This window comes from Prevotella sp. S7-1-8, from assembly GCF_000758925.1.
GTDB lineage: Bacteria > Bacteroidota > Bacteroidia > Bacteroidales > Bacteroidaceae > Prevotella.
This window is the reverse complement of record NZ_JRNC01000078.1, coordinates 1-15,354: the sequence shown is the minus strand read 5'-3', so window position 1 is coordinate 15,354 and position 15,354 is coordinate 1. Positions and strand designations below refer to the sequence as shown.

The window sequence follows — 15,354 nt, the reverse complement described above, 5'->3', positions numbered from 1 at the left end:
CTATTTCGATACCGACAAGGGCGAAGATCGCAAATTTCGCATTGACGCTTTTATCGGTATCGGTGAACCTGAAGATTTGGAAGGCAATAGCATATCCTTTTTTGACGAGACACCGATGACAACAAGCTGCAGTAAGTCATACAACGACTGCAGCACTTTGGACATCAAGTCTATTCTTGCCAAGCGAGGTGTGGCGATTGAGGACACAGAGATCTTTATGGTCATAGACTTGCTACCTAAACTTAATAAGGCGCAGTTGAAAGACCTTATCTGCAAAGCTGCAGAAAGGCTTGCATCACTCTAATCAAAGGTAATGCCCCGACTAACCATCGGGGCGCAAATACTTCCATTATGCTACGTTATCCAAGAGTTGAAATCATCAAGAGAAAGACTTTCGTACCCATCTATCAAGAGCAATACGAAGTACAGACCATGCGACCTAACCGACCTATGAAAAGCAAGTTTGGAATGAATAAGAGCCAGGCAATGGCTTATTCAAGAAGAGAGATAGCCCTGTTGAAGCAGGAAGGATATACCAAAGTAGTATATCAGTCTATGATGGTGAACTTAAAAACCTTTCGCTCATAAAACGCTATTGTGGTGGAATGATGGTGCAAGCATGGTGCCACATTCCACCATTCGCCGTGTGCTGCTCACACAGCTCGCAGCACCCTCCCCCCCCAAGCACTATTGTCAAGACTATGCCCTAAAATCGCAAGTCACTACCGAGGTAGCCACTTCTTTCGCCCATTACAAAACACGTTGCCACAAGTTTTGGTCAGTACATCTTTCCCTTTCGTCCTATTTCTCATGCCTGGTTGCTTCGCCAGTATTCTTGTCGGGCAGCAGACCACTCCGCCTTTACACGTTCCGCAGGAAAAACAGTCGTCTCGTTCTTCCACTCCACTTTGTTGTCGGCTACGTGGCTTACAACCTAACCGAACACAGGCTACGCAAAAACCCTTAAAATGGTCGCAGCCGTTTTCATCCCATGAAAGACACTGCTTCTGACCTTGCAGGATCGCCAACAGAGTCTTTCAAGGGACTTTGGGAGAGCGGTAGTGTCGGCATCTTATTTGGTTGCCTTGCCAGGCTGTCTTAGTTTCTTTCCCTTAAATCGTTATTTCCATAACCCTATGTGGGTCGTTTGCGCTCCTGCAATCACTGCCTGGATTTAATTTTACTTAGCAAAGGTAGCAAGTCCGGTAGAACGCCGAAGTACCGCTGCGCTATTTTGCGATATTCTCACGGCAGCCTTCCACCAATCACAGATTGGGGTATTCCATGACAATATCTCAAAATTACTTGGCTTATCTGCCTCATGGACTTGCTGACCACTTGCACATAAAATTTGAAATCCCAACAGTGATGCTGCAAAAGCAGCAGAACGAAAGGGAAATGTATCACAAACATCATCAACGATATGAATACACAATGGATTTACTTAGTTTACAGGACAGACGCATGGCACTCCTGCAATTCAAGAGAACTTGTTTACATCGGTGAAAACTTGGATGATATAATCTCACAGCTCATTGCCTACAGGGGCATGAACGAGAACGATGCCGAGGAAATAAGGGAGTACATGCAGACACAGTGCAACAACCGGGATTATGAATGGGAGGTTGAAGAGCAACGCATCAATGCTTTTACGGACTAAAACGACAGACGAGATAAGAGCAATAAAGATGACCTACAAAAAGGGAATGGAACAAATCACGGATATACGTGTTTTTGAGTTTCCCGACTATTTATCAGAAGATTTCATCAAAGGATTTCAAGAGGCTCTGAAAACGAATGATGCAGTTGAAAGAGTGGAACGGACAGATGAACAGTATCAACAATAAAATAATAGCATTATGGCAAACTGGGCAACAACGAGCTATCGTATCGAGGGTAGCAAAAGTGATTTGGAAAAAGTGTATGGCGTGATTGACGGCTTTATGACTGAAAAGCAGAAGCCTGTCTCTGAAACGGCTTCCAAGGATTGGGAGGGAAACATCGTCAAGGCATTGGGGGCAACAGACAAGCAGCTGTCGGAGAATTATCTCCGAGGCTTTATCCAAGAGTACGAAATGGATGGTGACACTATCTGTATCGAGGCAGAAGAAGCGTGGGGAGCATCGGATTTCCGTCATTTGCTGCGCACACTCATGCCAAAGCTGACCGTCTATTTCATCGTGGAGGAGCCGGGGTGTGAGATGTATGCCACCAATGATGCCGACGGCAAGTATTTTCCCGATAGGTTCTATGTGGATGCTTGCGTAAATGGCAACTACGAGAGTGATTATTTCGAGACCGAGAAACAGGCTATGGCATACGCTGCAAAGCTAATCGGGAAGGATAAGGTAAGCAAAGCCAAGCTGGAGAGTTGGAATGAAGACCATGAGGACGATGATGATTTTATCTACGTCCACGAGTTCGAGATTGCAGAATACTAAAGGCAACGGAGGGGGCTAACCACCCCCTCCACAAATAACAGATGAATATGAAACACGAAGATTTTTTACAGCAGTATGTGGCTATCCTGCAGCAGGAAGACCGGGTGTTGAACGAAGCCCTGCGCAACCTGGCAGACAAGGAATACCATTGGTATGCCGATTTCCCATACGTCACCGCCGAGCTGTCCAATTGCCAAGGCCACTTGGATGCCAAGGTTATGGCAGCGAAGTACCCCGTCACCCCTCACAGCGGCATCCTTATCATGCCCAACGAGGATAATGAGTACTATGAGGTGGGTTACAACGACCTCCAGTTTGGAGACATCAACGGCATATTGGATGCACTGCCAGAGGGAGAAGAGTAAGTTCTAAGTCACCAGTCCATATCTATTATGTGGACTGGTGGCTTGCCTATGTTACGACTTTGGTCGTTTGGGTGCAGATGATTGTCTGTAAAGTTTTTCTTCCGGCTCTGTCGGAAGAGCCAATGGAAGTGAGAATCTGATGCGACTGGTCGATGAACTTGTATTCTCGCAACTTCCTTTGCCTCCAACATTGAGAACAGTCAGAATTTCGACTTTCCCACGGCCTTCTTTCGTTTCTGTGTTTTGTACGTTTATAGCTACATCAAATTCCACATCCGTGACATAGTGTTGTCTGCCATCCTTATCAACTGTGCTTTGAAATGTCTTGTTGGTTTGTAAATTAGCAGAAGCCACAAAAGCCGTTTTCTCCCATAAAGCCACATTAGCTTCATCTATCCCCTCTACTACCTGCACAATAGTTTCCTTCACAAATTCTTTTAGTTCCATTATATGCGCGTCTATTTGTTTGTTAAGTGTCTTGGTCCCATGAATTTATCGCCATTCAGGTGTATCATATGATCTGGCATATCTGCAATCCATACCTCTGTTTCCCATGCCAGCTGTTCGGAGAATCGTTTGTATTTTGCAAAATCAAGAAATGCTGTAACAAAGATTTTTCCCGACCTCACCCCCTCAGTCATTTGGGTTATATCCCTTACTCTTTCTGAACTCATAGGACCAACAGAATCCACCGCCTCAATAAAGTACAACCAATCCTTATCCTCCCGATAAAGAACAACATCTGGCATTTTATCATGAAGCGTTATAGCAAATCCTAACTCCTGTAATTTTGCCTCATTCTTTACCATGTCTTTATGTGTAGTGTCTCCAACATAAAGGCATTCTGAATTTGGGGCAAACCGAGGTGCGAACTCTTCCAAAATAGCCTTTTGTAATTGGTTGTGAGACCCAGGACTAAATGTATAGTCCTTTTCGTTTATCCTAACAGGCATTTTGCGCATGACCCTCTTAGACGCATAAATATCTATCAGCCTTTCGTGATGCTTCAAAAATTTTCTTAATGCTTCATTTTCTGAATTGCCTTGTTTTGATTTTTTTACGCCCCTAATAACTTTTAGGAACTCATCTGTGAGCCTATACTTATAGTTAGGACTATTGGTGGCCTTGCCGTTATCTTCTATTAATGCTGCAGTCCTAAAGTGGTGCATGGCTTGTTTACGGAACGTTTCTCTTGAATTCTCTGCATAATTGGCACTATAATTGGCATTGATAAATGCAATTACATCGTGTATTCTAATCCAATCATTCGTTGCACCAGCAAAGCTACCAATCTCTTTCAAATTCGCCATGGCCAATATTGTCAGGGCGCATAAGTCAGATTGCTGGGCCGACGGCATACCAATATCTGCCAGCAGACTCTTTATTATTTTCAGTTTATCCATTTTCTTAGAATGCTGTCACATACAGCCTGGCTTAAATCTGTTCCTTGCAACTCCTTCCCCATCTTGCAGATAATTTCTTTGGAAGGAACAGGCATGTTGTTTATTTCTGTAGAGTTTACCTGTGTAGAGCCATTCAGTATTCTGTAATACTGGTCATAGATGGTAGAGTTGAGCAGAACATACAGTCCATAGACTTCCTCATGGGAATCACATTTGATATAGTTCAGCTTGTTTTGCGTGCTTATATACTTGTACTTTGGATAATCGGAGGATAAATATATACCACATTGTAATCGTCTTTTTTCCTCCTTTGCCGTAAATCGTTTGACAAACAGGTAGTTTGTGTTATCCTGCAAATAGCCCATACGATCAGTGTCGATGAACTCATGCTCCCTCCCGACAGGCCATACAACCCGTCCACCCTTGATGTGCTGTGAATAGAAAAGTGGATATGTATCATCCGAAGGTTCGCTTCTCAAAACTTCTCTGGTACGAAAGTCCACTATAATTCCAGTTTTCATGCGTAAGTTGTCAGAGACAAGAGTGAATGGTAGCTTTCCAAGTGTGGAAAGGACTTTCGCTTCTTTTTCGTTGGTAACTAAATAGATATAGCCGTTATTGCTGACAACGGTGTCATATTCAACATCAATACACCTCAAGTCAGAAAAATCCGATGTGTCAGATGACGTAATCCTTATCTTTGACGGTCTTATGCTGTCTTTCTTAACCTTGACAATCATGGTTTCCTGTAAGACGGTTTCACCATCAAAGACTTTATCTCTACTTCCGAAAATATGAATGTCGGTAATTACACAATGTGACAACATGTATTTTCTAAAACGATCAAAGTATGCACCCGAAGTCCATGATCGAGGGATAACATAGACAAGTTCTCCACCCTCTTTGAGGTTGTGAATGCCCATAGCCCAAAATAGGAAATACAAATTCGGTGCACCATAGCACACTTCTTCCATGTGTGTAGCCTCTGGTGCGTCCTTTGGTATTTTCTTATAGGGTGGATTGCCTATTATTAAATCATAGGTTTCTCGCTCCTTTTGCTCGAAAAAGAAAGTACTATGCCCAAAACCTTGGGAAGTAATATAATTTTCGCCACGAATTTCAAATGTGAAATCTGAGTCTTTTACAGAAGTAAGATTCTTGGTAAGAACACCGAGGACTTTCTCGTCATTCTCATAGCATACAAGCTCGACAGAGCCAGTATAGCCAATTTTGCGGATTCTATCCAATAAAGCCACTGACAATATGCCACTGCCAGCACCAGCATCAAGAACCCTTAAAGACTTCTTTTCAATGTCTATATGAAACATGGAAGCCATGAACACAGCAATTGATTCCGAAGTAAAGAACTGACCATATTTCTTTCTCTCAGCTTTGGTGTTGGAGCTGATAAAAGATGATGTTCTGTATATGGTTTCCCTTAAAGGTGACATAAATATTATTTTCGATTCAATTTAATGCCTTTCATCTGCAGATAGCGATAAACTGTCGATTTTGACTTTATGCCCAGTTGTTGCATAATAGAGACAATTGTCATCCCCTGTTTATATAAGCCCGAAACTGCATCTATCTTGTTTCTGTCTACCCCTGGTGTCCTACCAAATCTTTTTCCCTTTAGTTTCGCTTCTCTACGCCCTGCCGAACACCGTTCGGCAATCACAGACCTTTCAAATTCGGCCAGTGCCGCCATCAGTGTCATCATCAGTCTGCCCGTAGTAGAACTGCCATCGATGCCGTCTTGAACGGAAATCAGGGCTATACCCCGATTACGTAGGTCTTCGAATATCTCCAGCAGGTTTTTGAGTGATCGGCCTAAACGGTCAAACTTATATACCACCAATGTGTCGCCGTCACGCAGATAAGACAAGCATTTTTCCAGCTCTGGGCGCTGACGAATACCCGACACCTTTTCTTGGAAAATGGTGTTACAACCTTTTTGTCTTAAAGCGGCGAGCTGCATATCAAGATGTTGATCTCTGCTCGATACTCTTGCATAGCCTATAGTTGCCATCTGCTAATGTTTCGATTATTATTCCTTTGCAAATATACACAAAATCGTACTTAAAAACAAGCGGTAAGGTTATTTTTTATCTCTTTGTTTTGAAGTTCGATTAACTTTATCTTTTTCGTACTGTGTCCGACCTTGATTTCCGACCTGCGAGTAAGCCCCAAATCAGTTGGCAGTATTCAACGCACTGCCAACCTACACAGCCCTGGTATCTTTGCCTTTTCCCTAAAGTCTTATCTTCATTTCGTCAGAGCCAGTGGCACAGACTTCATGATAGCCCTGCAAAACACACTATCGTAAGTTTTGTTCTTATCCCAACCCCTCTATTACTCCTGCGGAGTTATTTATTCAGTAAGCGTTGCCTACTTCTTACCAGGTAGCTGCCAGTATTGATTTTATTGTGCAAAGGTAGTGTGGCCTCCATTCCTGCGAAAGTACCGCAGAAGCTATTTTCAGGGAATTTTGGACAGACCCTCCACAATTTCTATCAAAATTGGGTATCCATCCAAAATTCCCTTAAAATTCCTTGCGCATCCATTGCGTCCCCACTGCTACCATGCACATAAAAATTCAATCCCGGTCAGCTCCCACTGACAAGCAGTGGGAAACTAAAGGGAAAAGTAACATGTTTCATTAAAACTTAAAACACATGGAAACAATTCACATCACGGTTAGTCCAGACATGATTGGGACTGACTATCAGCCGAAAACTACCTTTTGGATGGATTTTTCAATTGTAGACAAGTTTGGTGTTGAGGCTATCGTTGATACCTTCAATCGTGCTTTCAGGGAGTGGCAAACCAACCACGTCTACCTTACCGAACTTGTGATGGTACTCAATCACAAGATTTGGCAGTGGTATGAGAGGAACGATAGCATGGCAAGGGTCGATGACAAGCTTTGGCGCAAAGCTGATGAGTGGGTGCGGGAGAACCTGCACGGCGAGGAGTTGGACTACTTCTACGAGGTAACGAATTGACAAGGAAACGGAGGAATTTAACCACCCTCCATATTAAGGACATCGCTATATGAAAGATTTTATCTCAAGTACCTGCCTGGTGATAAGCTATATCAACCTGATCACAAGTGAGCAGACCTCCGATTTGATGAAATGTGTGTTCTTCCTTGTCTTTCTTGCCACCGCAATACTGTGGCTCTTAAACTCAAAGGCTGGAAAAAAATCTTATCAACCATCTAAACGACAATAATCATGAGTAAGGAATATCTATCCATCCCTTGCCCGGCTTGCGGCCGCCGCATATACCTTAACAGCCATGGCTACCAATGCGAGGCCTGTATGTTTCACATCAAGAACTATATATGCAACAGACGGATTGCCAAGCATGAAGCCGAAAGCATCGTGATGGGCAAGCGCATTATCCTGGACGGCTTTTCATCAAACGCCGGGGAGGTTTTCTCATCCATACCAGTAATACGCGGCCATACGGTAATGCTCGACAACACTGTCGCATTCCTGCCAAACCATGGCAGGATTGTGGTGAGAGCAAGATACTTTGTATGCGAGAACAGTAACGGGAGAGGAAGTTTCAGAGTGCAGCGCATGTATAACGGGCATAGTGTCACGGCGGATGAAGTCGTGGATTTAATTCGTCATGGCAAAGTGTGTTTCGAGTCCTACGATGAGAAAGGAAATAAAAATATCAGTATGCTACTATTATCAGGCAAATGTATGAGCGTTTCTTTTTGGGACAGTAAAAAACGAGGGGACATCCCACGGTGCCCACACTCAAAGGAAACGTAATATAACACTAATTTTCTTTTCACATTATAATATATTTTTAAAGAATATATGTATCTTTGCGGACAAAGCGCAAAGTCGTAAGATAAATATTTCTCAAACATCAAAACACTAACAACATGAAAAAATCAAAGTTATTCCACGTTTGTGCGTTTTTTGCCATAGTATTCAGCTTTATGGCTTGTGACAATGACGATACCATTACCCCAAAGCCCATGGAGAAGGTCACCGCAAAACTGGTCATCACCTATACAGGCGACACGACTAAGTTTTGCTCTGAGAGCGAAGTATACGCCATTGACTTGAGAAAGAAGAGTGGATATCCTGTGGCCGTCAACAACAAAGATGGCTTCTACACGGCTTCCGAATGGGTTAAGCAAGGCGGAGACCACCCGACGATTAATGATAAGAAATATGAGGGGTCCACCGTGTTAATCCAAAAGAATGGCGTGATTAGCCGCACCTATACGTGCACCGCCAATGACATTGCATGCTTATGCTATTACGAAAGCTTTAGGTCGACCAAGAAAATGCCAGGCTATGCCCAAGACAAGACCGGCGCTATCACTGTCAATATCAAAGCCTACATCCAAGACAAGCTTCATAGGGAGGTTACCTACAAGGTTGACCGCAATGCGCCAGAGGCGTGGATTGTCTTTTATAGTGACAAATCCTATCTAACACAAGAGTGTGACAACGACGGGCTGCACAACATGAACAATGATGAGGGTTGGATTCGCATCGGGGTCGGTGGAGTTGACTAAACAAGCACCAAGGGGGACAAGTCATGCTCCCCCTTGCTTGTTTCTAATGTACGTCTTCTTCAAAACCGTTACTGAGTGAGAAGGTTTGCCTCACCTCTTCCCAGTCCGTTTCAAAGCGTTTGGCGTTACTAACATCAATGTCCTCCGAATCCCAATCGTCAACACCAACTTTTATATTTGGATTTTTGTTGGAGGCGGCCAAGATACCTGTATTCTCCCACAGCGTCATAGCGCACGCTTGTGGCCTTATATATTTTTTTTTCATTGTACCATTACCTAATTTTTAAAATCTGAAAACAAGGCGAATCATATTGCGGGTGCCTGACATGCCCTGTGATTTATATTTTTTGTTAACAGCATCATATTCTATCACGTCATCAACAAAAGAACTTTCCCTTTGCCTTATCCAGTAGGTTCCTAATTTTTCATCACGCCCCCCCCAAAACCAATATTGGGAAGCAAATGGAAACATATACTGGTAATAACATTCTCCAGACGCGCATGCTGGTGGATCAGTCTCTTCCAGAAACCCACCAAGCTCTCCATAGTCCCACGACTGATTATCCGTATGTGAGGATGAGCTGTATTTTGTCCCTCCGCATGCATCGAAAATTAAGTCAAAATCCTTGCACGACGGAACATACCATTGTGTCCAATTAGGCTCGTTGCCTATGCTCTTGTTCACCCAATAGTTCCAATTCTGCAGTTCTGACAAGGGAAAAAACATGTCTTTTATCTCTCCTGTTTTCTTGGTATCCAATACTTTCAAAGATATTGCGAGGCCATGTTTATGCCAAGGGCCGGGACCATTGCCGTTCTCATCGATATATGCAATCATCGCAACGGGATTCTCTCCTGCTATGATAGCACTCTGTGAATCCCTATAGATGTTACCCTTGTCTGTTATTACCCGTCCGAGCTGCGGTTCTTGAACGCTTTCCGTTTCGTCCGTATAGCCATAAAAATCATTGGAAATCCTAATGATATAGTTATATATTTTCCCTGCCTTGAGATTTGCCCTGAACGGGAAATAGGTGTGCCCATATGAGTTTTCGTCGCCCACGACGTATTTGCCGTCTTTCTTGACTTTGCACTCCATCCACACATAGGAATAGATGTTGTCGTTATCATCATTGCTCATGGCATCGTTGATGTCCTTGATTCTGACCCCTGACTTTGGATCCCATGATTTATGATTCATTGGCACGATAAAGATATCCTTGCCGTTATTCATGAGGACTGGCTCCTGGTCGGGGTCATAGTCTTGAACATCTATTGTGTAGTCTCCGCACGCATATCCACTTGGCCCCATGGAGGTGGTAACATTACCTTGCTGGTCAATGGAGAAGAAAGCGTCATCGTACACGCCTTTCAGGCCTATTCTGCTTATTTCGCAATCTAATCGACTGGTGGACCGATCCTCCACGTAAAATTTAATTTGCGAGAGAAGGTGGTGAAATTGCAAGAACACCTCACCGTTGTTCATTAGTTTGCTTTGATTTGGCGCATATGCGGCAACAATATCATTCTCCCCTCCAGTAAACACCCCAAGTCCGATGTCGCCCTGTTGTGACATTTCCAATTTGGTGCCCAAGGCATCATGCGCATTCATGGCAACGAAGCTAAGGGGGTAGTCTGGCCAAAACTTAATGTCTTTATCTTTTTTGTACATGAAGTTGCCATTCCCGTCATTGACAAACTCAACGTCATTCATATAGGGCTCATGGATAGCGTTGTCAGGGAAGGCGTTCACGAAGAACCCTTTCAGCTCTTTCCTAAAATTCCTGGAGTCCATTGCGGAGCGCGTGCCGTTGGCATCCACAACTGAAAATCTAATCGCGTCTTTGGGTAAAGACATGTTTTCGACTTCTTGTTCTTCCGTACAGGACGTGAAGCCCAATAACAACATGGCTATAAACACAAAAGCCATTGAATTTAATAAATTAAAATGTTTCATTTTGCATAATTATTTGGTTTAATATTTATTGGATCTATATGCCAGCCATATACTTTTAAATTTTTAGGAAAAACAAAATCTATTAAGCATTTCTGTCGGTATTTCTTAGAACCCTGTTGAAATTTTGGCTGTTTCTGCTTTTCGTAGATTACCTGTATCACCTGTGAATAGGTATCGTTGTTTTGCCGTTGTTCCTCGTCAATCTTGGCCATATAGTAATCTGCTGCATCGGCATCCAAATAAATATTCAGCAGTTGGCGTACCGTGTCTCTTTGGAAATCTCCATCGAGGTTAAGCCAGTCAGTTTGCTTATAAGTTCTTTCCTTTGGAGCCTTTTTGTCATCTTTCTTTTCGAATGAAAATAGCGGAGTATCGCCTTCCTGCCATGGTCGATCCTTATCAGCATCTTTAGACTTTGGAAACTCTCTTGAATAAACGTAAAAGCGCAGGTTCCTGGGTGAGCCGTTTCTGCCACGCCCATAACGGTCTGCCACTTCAAAATCGAACCACACATCACATTGATTGTTTTGATAAAGCTCATACAATTCTCGTTGTGCTGGCAGGATAACTTTCTCTACCATCATTTTGAAACGCTGGTATTTCTCTTTTTCCAATAGCTCTCCAGTCTTAGGATCATGGAGTTCTGATAGTCCGAAGGTAAAGCGGAAGGTTTCGACCGACATTTTCAAGACTCTCTTCTTGTAAGTCTCGTTGGGCATTGCAGGATCGATATAGCGGAAATCGCCCGAATAGAGACAACATATCTCATAGAATTTTTGCGAGTATTTCGATTCCAGCAAGATTGCCGTATGCAGATTGAGGATAGTAAACGACTTGGTAAGATTGATGACGTACTCATACAGCTCTGGAGAGACACGTACCGTATAATCATTTGTCGAGGTGTTCCATCTGAAAGCATCTATCCAATGAAAGTAATCCACCACCAGCTGTTTGTCTTCATTCTCATGAAACTGGACGATGGCTTTCTGTGCAAGCGTCCGCACCGTCTTGTAAGTTCTCATAACGTTGGTGTTTCCACCGACTGAAGCTAAATCCCGATCAGTCATGTTGAATACAAGATTCTGCCAGTTATCACGCATTGTCAATTCCATTTCCTCATATCGCATCTTGATAGCCTCCGACAGCTTATAGAGGAAACGGCGTTCCATCATCGTATAGCGAAGAGGAGAACGGAGAATAAGGTTGTTGAAACTGAATGAGCATTTGCCCACGTCGCCATTTTCAATAAGGGTGATTCGTCTTTTTGTCATTGTTAAACCCTTTAATTAAATTTTCAGAATTGATAATCCCTGATGTCGTAGCGAAAATTTGATTAAAGGGTACCGGGAAGACAACTGTCAGCTGTTTCGGTAATTATATTAAAGTGCATCGAAACGACAATTCAAATGTAGGTAAATTACAAGACAGAGCAAAGGAAATGCGACAAAAATTCAAAAAGTCAGATTGTTGCCTTAAATAATCAAGGAAAAGAAGGAGGACTCTTCTCAAAAGGTTACTTAATCGTTCTCAAAAGGTTACTTAATAACAGATAATTACTCTGATTTTCAAGAACTTACAACGCTCTTAAATAAAGCTTATAAATAAATATAATAAATAAAGCTTTATACGCGCGCGAGAAACTTTTAACAAAAGGGAAAAAAATAAGGTCGATGACGTACAGAAGCCGAGTCTCCTGTCTTCCCAAAAGGTTATTTAATCGTTCTCAAAAGGTTACGAAGTGAACTAATGAGCATGGATATTTTTCATAAACGCCTCCGTGGAAATCAAGCTCATTTAATTTTTATCCCGATATTGTAACAGATAGATTACAACATTTTCAACGGAGTCAGATAAGACGCATAAGACCATGGAAAGCCGACCACCACTTTTCCCTCCAGTTCGCCAACTTGAATAGCGGTACTACCAATGCCCTCCACCCTTTTTGTTTTTATGTTTTTTTGTAGTTTTGTCTTTTTGTTTGACAACGTTTATAACTATTCGGATAACATATATTTTGCCTTTTTGTTTGACAACGTTTATAATTATTTGGATAACATATATTTTGCCTTTTTGTCTGACAAACTTTATGTTTGTTTGGAAAGTATATATTTTGTTTTTATGCTTATTTGTTGTTTTGCTTTTTTGATTTGCAAAGTTTATGACTGTTTAAATAATATATATTTTGCCTTTTTGTTTAGCAACGTTTATATTAGGTTGAAAAGCATATATTTTGTTTTATTGCTTGTTTGTTATTTTGCTTTTTTGATTAACAATAAAACATATCGACAAATCGAACTTAGCACATGGTTTCAGAATGAATTTAGTGAGGAATGGCGAAAATGACTTGTAAATATCATGTACAAAGGGATTGAAAAATGGCGTAGAAAATGTGTAGCAAGTTGTACCTTTAGGCGCCCATTTTTCAAATTGGCACATAAAGGTTACTTGCCCACGAAAGTGGGGAAAATATCGTCGCAACTCCGATATTAGGACAAAAAATGATGCCTTTTTTAGATTTCCAGCAATCTTTTGAAGATGTCTGATTGCTGCTTTTTCATGGTGGCCATCATTTTTTTTAGGTCAGAAACATGAGGGAGAATAATTTCATCGTAGTATTCTTTGTCTAATGCTCCTTTGTAAATTAGTTCATTAGCACGCTTGGTAATCTGATTAAGATTTACTCCCTGCTTAGAAATTTCGTGATTAAATTCTGTTATCAAGTCGGCTAATTTATTCAAAGATTCTATGCGTTTAACAGTTCCTTTGTCGTTGAATTGTGCTACTGCATCACGAATCATAGCAGCCATTTGATTGTAATTTTTGGCTTTACTTTTGAATAAATCTAACTCTTTATTGTTAAGATGGAGGTTGATGCGATTTGTTCTTTTGTCTTCTTTCATGCAATTGTGCGATGATGTTCTTACTCAAAGATACAAATTTTAGGCGAGGCTATAGAACTTTAATCCAGCTAAAAATGTTATATTTGCATCGTAGTTTCGAGGCACTTTAATTTATTGACCAGTGGCGGTTTGGCAGATGTCATCCTGGCTATCTTTACCGAAGCTACCTTTACATCAATTAAAGTACGATGATAGCAACCATTCTCCATTCAAGCAGCACATTCAATGCTGTCAATTATAACGAAAGAAAAGTGTCTAAGGGTACGGCAGAGCTCTTAGAAATCTCAAATTTTGACTATCTTCAAAAAACTGGAAATGTGACTGCTGCCAACTTACAGGAGTATCTGGTGAAGTATTCGTCTGTCAATCAGAATATCAAGAATACCCAGTTTCATGTCTCTATATCATGCAAGAAGCAGGAATATACGCATGATCAGCTTTTGGATATTGCGCATCAGTACTTAAAAGAAATGGGGTATGCTGATAAGGGACAACCAGTCTTGATTTATGCGCACCACGATACAGGCAACAATCATATCCACATTGTGACGAGCAGAGTTAATCCACAAGGCAAGAAGATAGAACATGACAACGAAAGACTACGCTCCCAGGCTATCATCAATAAAATCATGGGAATAGAACCAAAGTATGAAGCAAAGAGTATCATTCAAAAGGCTATGGAGTATTCTTTTGCAACGTTGGGACAATTTCAGGCTATTCTGGAGAGCAATGGGTATGAGAGCTATGTGGAAGATGACAAGCTCAATGTTAAGAAAGGGGGTACTGTGCTTGATAGCATTGTCATCAAAGAGATAGAACTGGCGATGACAAAGACGACGATGGAGGAAAGCAGCAAGCAGCGCAAAAGGTTAAAGGTCATCCTTTTGAAATATAGGGGATTGACTTCAAACAAAGAAGATCTAAATAAGATGCTGAAAAAGAAGCTGGGCATATCTCTCGTTTTTATAGGGAAGAAAGATGCCCCTTATGGATATATGGTGGTGGATCACAAAAACAAGGCAGTATATAAAGGTAGCGACATCTTAGACATAAAGACTTTACTTGTTTTCAAGCAGCAGCAAAATATACCTGTCGGAGAACGTGAGAAGGCTATTTTAGGCTTTATACGCAAACTGATTGAGGAAAACGATAAACTTACTATCGGCGAGATAAACAAGTCACTGTGGTGGAAATATAGGGTCAATATCTATCACGATGGGTATATCAGAGATAAGCAGCGCAAAATTTCGATTGCGGTTGATAAGGAGTACTTTTCTATTTTACGCAAGAATTTCAGGAGGTTATGGATCCAGGGATTCAATCCTGCGACCGAAGAAGAGAGGACTATCCTTTGCAAGTTTGGACATATCGATGATGAGGGTGTTATATAATCGGAAAATTAGATTGTGCAATTTTACAAATTAGATTGTACAAAAACTGCATTTTTCTGCACAAAGCAAACCATATAAAAACAGGCGTTTGAACACTGATTAAACAGCGTTTGAAAGCCTGTCTTTAGTTGCACAAATCTTTCGTAAAATCCTTATTTTAAGGGCGTTTTATTTGGTTGTTTCATAACTTTTTCGTACCTTTGTATATACAAAAGGAGTTGTGTCTTTACGCTTCATTTGTCGAATTGCCGTTCATAATTGTGAGCAGCCGAAGTTTTGCGCTTTGACCGCTCACTCGCTTTTATATCCTTGCAATCATAATGTCTTTATATGCGGCAAAGTTGTTTA

General features: G+C 41.6%; 18 protein-coding genes and 1 pseudogene. 11 read left to right on the top strand and 8 right to left on the bottom strand.

Annotated features, from left to right (window positions below):
- The 7 genes and pseudogenes from HMPREF1640_RS11020 to HMPREF1640_RS10995 form a co-directional block, all read left to right on the top strand.
- Nucleotides 1-304: pseudogene (locus HMPREF1640_RS11020) on the top strand (hypothetical protein); the annotation flags it as partial.
- 47 nt (nucleotides 305-351) lie between these two features.
- The gene (locus HMPREF1640_RS11015; RefSeq protein WP_025073163.1) at nucleotides 352-588 is read left to right on the top strand and encodes a hypothetical protein; all 237 of its coding nucleotides are present in this window, start codon (nucleotides 352-354) and stop codon (nucleotides 586-588) included.
- Nucleotides 589-595: 7 nt separating this feature from the next.
- The gene (locus HMPREF1640_RS13400) at nucleotides 596-967 is read left to right on the top strand and encodes a hypothetical protein (protein ID WP_156098803.1); all 372 of its coding nucleotides are present in this window, start codon (nucleotides 596-598) and stop codon (nucleotides 965-967) included.
- A 456-nt stretch (nucleotides 968-1,423) separates the two neighbouring features.
- Nucleotides 1,424-1,660 (top strand): hypothetical protein, encoded by a 237-nt coding sequence (locus HMPREF1640_RS11010; protein ID WP_036894716.1) that lies wholly within the window; start codon nucleotides 1,424-1,426, stop codon nucleotides 1,658-1,660.
- Nucleotides 1,644-1,847, top strand: coding sequence for a hypothetical protein (locus tag HMPREF1640_RS11005; RefSeq protein ID WP_036894707.1), 204 nt, complete (start codon nucleotides 1,644-1,646; stop codon nucleotides 1,845-1,847). The genes HMPREF1640_RS11010 and HMPREF1640_RS11005 overlap by 17 nt, the downstream gene beginning before the upstream one ends.
- Before the next feature lie 12 nt (nucleotides 1,848-1,859).
- On the top strand, nucleotides 1,860-2,441 hold the full coding sequence (locus tag HMPREF1640_RS11000) for a hypothetical protein (RefSeq protein WP_036894705.1): 582 nt from the start codon (nucleotides 1,860-1,862) through the stop codon (nucleotides 2,439-2,441).
- Nucleotides 2,442-2,488: 47 nt separating this feature from the next.
- Nucleotides 2,489-2,806: a hypothetical protein gene (locus HMPREF1640_RS10995; RefSeq protein ID WP_036894737.1), complete on the top strand. Its 318-nt coding sequence runs from the start codon at nucleotides 2,489-2,491 to the stop codon at nucleotides 2,804-2,806.
- 51 nt (nucleotides 2,807-2,857) lie between these two features.
- On the opposite strand, the gene HMPREF1640_RS10990 is transcribed toward HMPREF1640_RS10995, so the two are convergent.
- From HMPREF1640_RS10990 to HMPREF1640_RS10975, 4 genes are read right to left on the bottom strand one after another with little or no spacing between them, the layout of a single operon-like run.
- Complete coding sequence (locus HMPREF1640_RS10990; protein ID WP_036894703.1) at nucleotides 2,858-3,253, bottom strand: hypothetical protein; 396 nt, start codon at nucleotides 3,251-3,253, stop codon at nucleotides 2,858-2,860.
- Between the two features lie 11 nt (nucleotides 3,254-3,264).
- Nucleotides 3,265-4,209, bottom strand: coding sequence for a BsuBI/PstI family type II restriction endonuclease (locus HMPREF1640_RS10985; protein ID WP_036894702.1), 945 nt, complete (start codon nucleotides 4,207-4,209; stop codon nucleotides 3,265-3,267).
- A complete protein-coding gene (locus HMPREF1640_RS10980; RefSeq protein WP_036894700.1) occupies nucleotides 4,197-5,660 on the bottom strand; it encodes an N-6 DNA methylase in 1,464 nt (487 codons plus the stop codon). Before HMPREF1640_RS10980 ends, HMPREF1640_RS10985 begins: the two co-directional genes overlap by 13 nt.
- 5 nt (nucleotides 5,661-5,665) lie before the next feature.
- Nucleotides 5,666-6,238: a recombinase family protein gene (locus tag HMPREF1640_RS10975; RefSeq protein ID WP_036894698.1), complete on the bottom strand. Its 573-nt coding sequence runs from the start codon at nucleotides 6,236-6,238 to the stop codon at nucleotides 5,666-5,668.
- A gap of 646 nt (nucleotides 6,239-6,884) precedes the next feature.
- On the opposite strand from HMPREF1640_RS10975, the gene HMPREF1640_RS10970 reads away from it, so the two are divergent.
- The 3 genes from HMPREF1640_RS10970 (at nucleotide 6,885) to HMPREF1640_RS10955 (ending at nucleotide 8,758) form a co-directional block, all read left to right on the top strand.
- Entirely contained in the window at nucleotides 6,885-7,214 is a 330-nt protein-coding gene (locus HMPREF1640_RS10970) for a hypothetical protein (protein ID WP_052051822.1), read from the top strand.
- Nucleotides 7,215-7,445: 231 nt separating this feature from the next.
- Complete coding sequence (locus HMPREF1640_RS10960) at nucleotides 7,446-7,997, top strand: hypothetical protein (protein WP_052051821.1); 552 nt, start codon at nucleotides 7,446-7,448, stop codon at nucleotides 7,995-7,997.
- A 116-nt stretch (nucleotides 7,998-8,113) separates the two neighbouring features.
- Nucleotides 8,114-8,758, top strand: coding sequence for a hypothetical protein (locus HMPREF1640_RS10955; RefSeq protein ID WP_052051820.1), 645 nt, complete (start codon nucleotides 8,114-8,116; stop codon nucleotides 8,756-8,758).
- Nucleotides 8,759-8,801: 43 nt separating this feature from the next.
- Here HMPREF1640_RS10955 and HMPREF1640_RS10950 read toward each other — a convergent pair whose 3' ends face one another.
- The 4 genes from HMPREF1640_RS10950 to HMPREF1640_RS10930 all read right to left on the bottom strand — a co-directional run bounded on the left by HMPREF1640_RS10950 (nucleotide 8,802) and on the right by HMPREF1640_RS10930 (nucleotide 13,615).
- Nucleotides 8,802-9,023, bottom strand: a complete 222-nt coding sequence (locus HMPREF1640_RS10950) for a hypothetical protein (RefSeq protein WP_052051819.1) — start codon at nucleotides 9,021-9,023, stop codon at nucleotides 8,802-8,804.
- 18 nt (nucleotides 9,024-9,041) lie between these two features.
- Nucleotides 9,042-10,616, bottom strand: a complete 1,575-nt coding sequence (locus HMPREF1640_RS10945) for a fimbrillin family protein (RefSeq protein WP_231565906.1) — start codon at nucleotides 10,614-10,616, stop codon at nucleotides 9,042-9,044.
- Between the two features lie 95 nt (nucleotides 10,617-10,711).
- Nucleotides 10,712-11,986, bottom strand: a complete 1,275-nt coding sequence (locus HMPREF1640_RS10940; RefSeq protein ID WP_036894690.1) for a replication initiation protein — start codon at nucleotides 11,984-11,986, stop codon at nucleotides 10,712-10,714.
- A 1,239-nt stretch (nucleotides 11,987-13,225) separates the two neighbouring features.
- Nucleotides 13,226-13,615: a plasmid mobilization relaxosome protein MobC gene (locus HMPREF1640_RS10930; RefSeq protein ID WP_028901042.1), complete on the bottom strand. Its 390-nt coding sequence runs from the start codon at nucleotides 13,613-13,615 to the stop codon at nucleotides 13,226-13,228.
- Between the two features lie 188 nt (nucleotides 13,616-13,803).
- Between HMPREF1640_RS10930 and HMPREF1640_RS10925 the strand changes: the two genes are divergently transcribed.
- Entirely contained in the window at nucleotides 13,804-15,006 is a 1,203-nt protein-coding gene (locus tag HMPREF1640_RS10925) for a relaxase/mobilization nuclease domain-containing protein (protein ID WP_036894723.1), read from the top strand.
- Nucleotides 15,007-15,354 lie beyond the last annotated feature (348 nt).

What these genes read in the sequence shown, in the direction of transcription:
- HMPREF1640_RS11015 (WP_025073163.1), top strand. Translation starts at nt 352, where the DNA reads ATGCTACGTTATCCAAGAGTTGAAATCATCAAGAGAAAGACTTTCGTA.
- HMPREF1640_RS11010 (WP_036894716.1), top strand. Translation starts at nt 1,424, where the DNA reads ATGAATACACAATGGATTTACTTAGTTTACAGGACAGACGCATGGCAC.
- HMPREF1640_RS11005 (WP_036894707.1), top strand. Translation starts at nt 1,644, where the DNA reads ATGCTTTTACGGACTAAAACGACAGACGAGATAAGAGCAATAAAGATG.
- HMPREF1640_RS11000 (WP_036894705.1), top strand. Translation starts at nt 1,860, where the DNA reads ATGGCAAACTGGGCAACAACGAGCTATCGTATCGAGGGTAGCAAAAGT.
- HMPREF1640_RS10995 (WP_036894737.1), top strand. Translation starts at nt 2,489, where the DNA reads ATGAAACACGAAGATTTTTTACAGCAGTATGTGGCTATCCTGCAGCAG.
- HMPREF1640_RS10990 (WP_036894703.1), bottom strand. Translation starts at nt 3,253, where the DNA reads ATGGAACTAAAAGAATTTGTGAAGGAAACTATTGTGCAGGTAGTAGAG.
- HMPREF1640_RS10985 (WP_036894702.1), bottom strand. Translation starts at nt 4,209, where the DNA reads ATGGATAAACTGAAAATAATAAAGAGTCTGCTGGCAGATATTGGTATG.
- HMPREF1640_RS10980 (WP_036894700.1), bottom strand. Translation starts at nt 5,660, where the DNA reads ATGTCACCTTTAAGGGAAACCATATACAGAACATCATCTTTTATCAGC.
- HMPREF1640_RS10975 (WP_036894698.1), bottom strand. Translation starts at nt 6,238, where the DNA reads ATGGCAACTATAGGCTATGCAAGAGTATCGAGCAGAGATCAACATCTT.
- HMPREF1640_RS10970 (WP_052051822.1), top strand. Translation starts at nt 6,885, where the DNA reads ATGGAAACAATTCACATCACGGTTAGTCCAGACATGATTGGGACTGAC.
- HMPREF1640_RS10960 (WP_052051821.1), top strand. Translation starts at nt 7,446, where the DNA reads ATGAGTAAGGAATATCTATCCATCCCTTGCCCGGCTTGCGGCCGCCGC.
- HMPREF1640_RS10955 (WP_052051820.1), top strand. Translation starts at nt 8,114, where the DNA reads ATGAAAAAATCAAAGTTATTCCACGTTTGTGCGTTTTTTGCCATAGTA.
- HMPREF1640_RS10950 (WP_052051819.1), bottom strand. Translation starts at nt 9,023, where the DNA reads ATGAAAAAAAAATATATAAGGCCACAAGCGTGCGCTATGACGCTGTGG.
- HMPREF1640_RS10945 (WP_231565906.1), bottom strand. Translation starts at nt 10,616, where the DNA reads ATGTCTTTACCCAAAGACGCGATTAGATTTTCAGTTGTGGATGCCAAC.
- HMPREF1640_RS10940 (WP_036894690.1), bottom strand. Translation starts at nt 11,986, where the DNA reads ATGACAAAAAGACGAATCACCCTTATTGAAAATGGCGACGTGGGCAAA.
- HMPREF1640_RS10930 (WP_028901042.1), bottom strand. Translation starts at nt 13,615, where the DNA reads ATGAAAGAAGACAAAAGAACAAATCGCATCAACCTCCATCTTAACAAT.
- HMPREF1640_RS10925 (WP_036894723.1), top strand. Translation starts at nt 13,804, where the DNA reads ATGATAGCAACCATTCTCCATTCAAGCAGCACATTCAATGCTGTCAAT.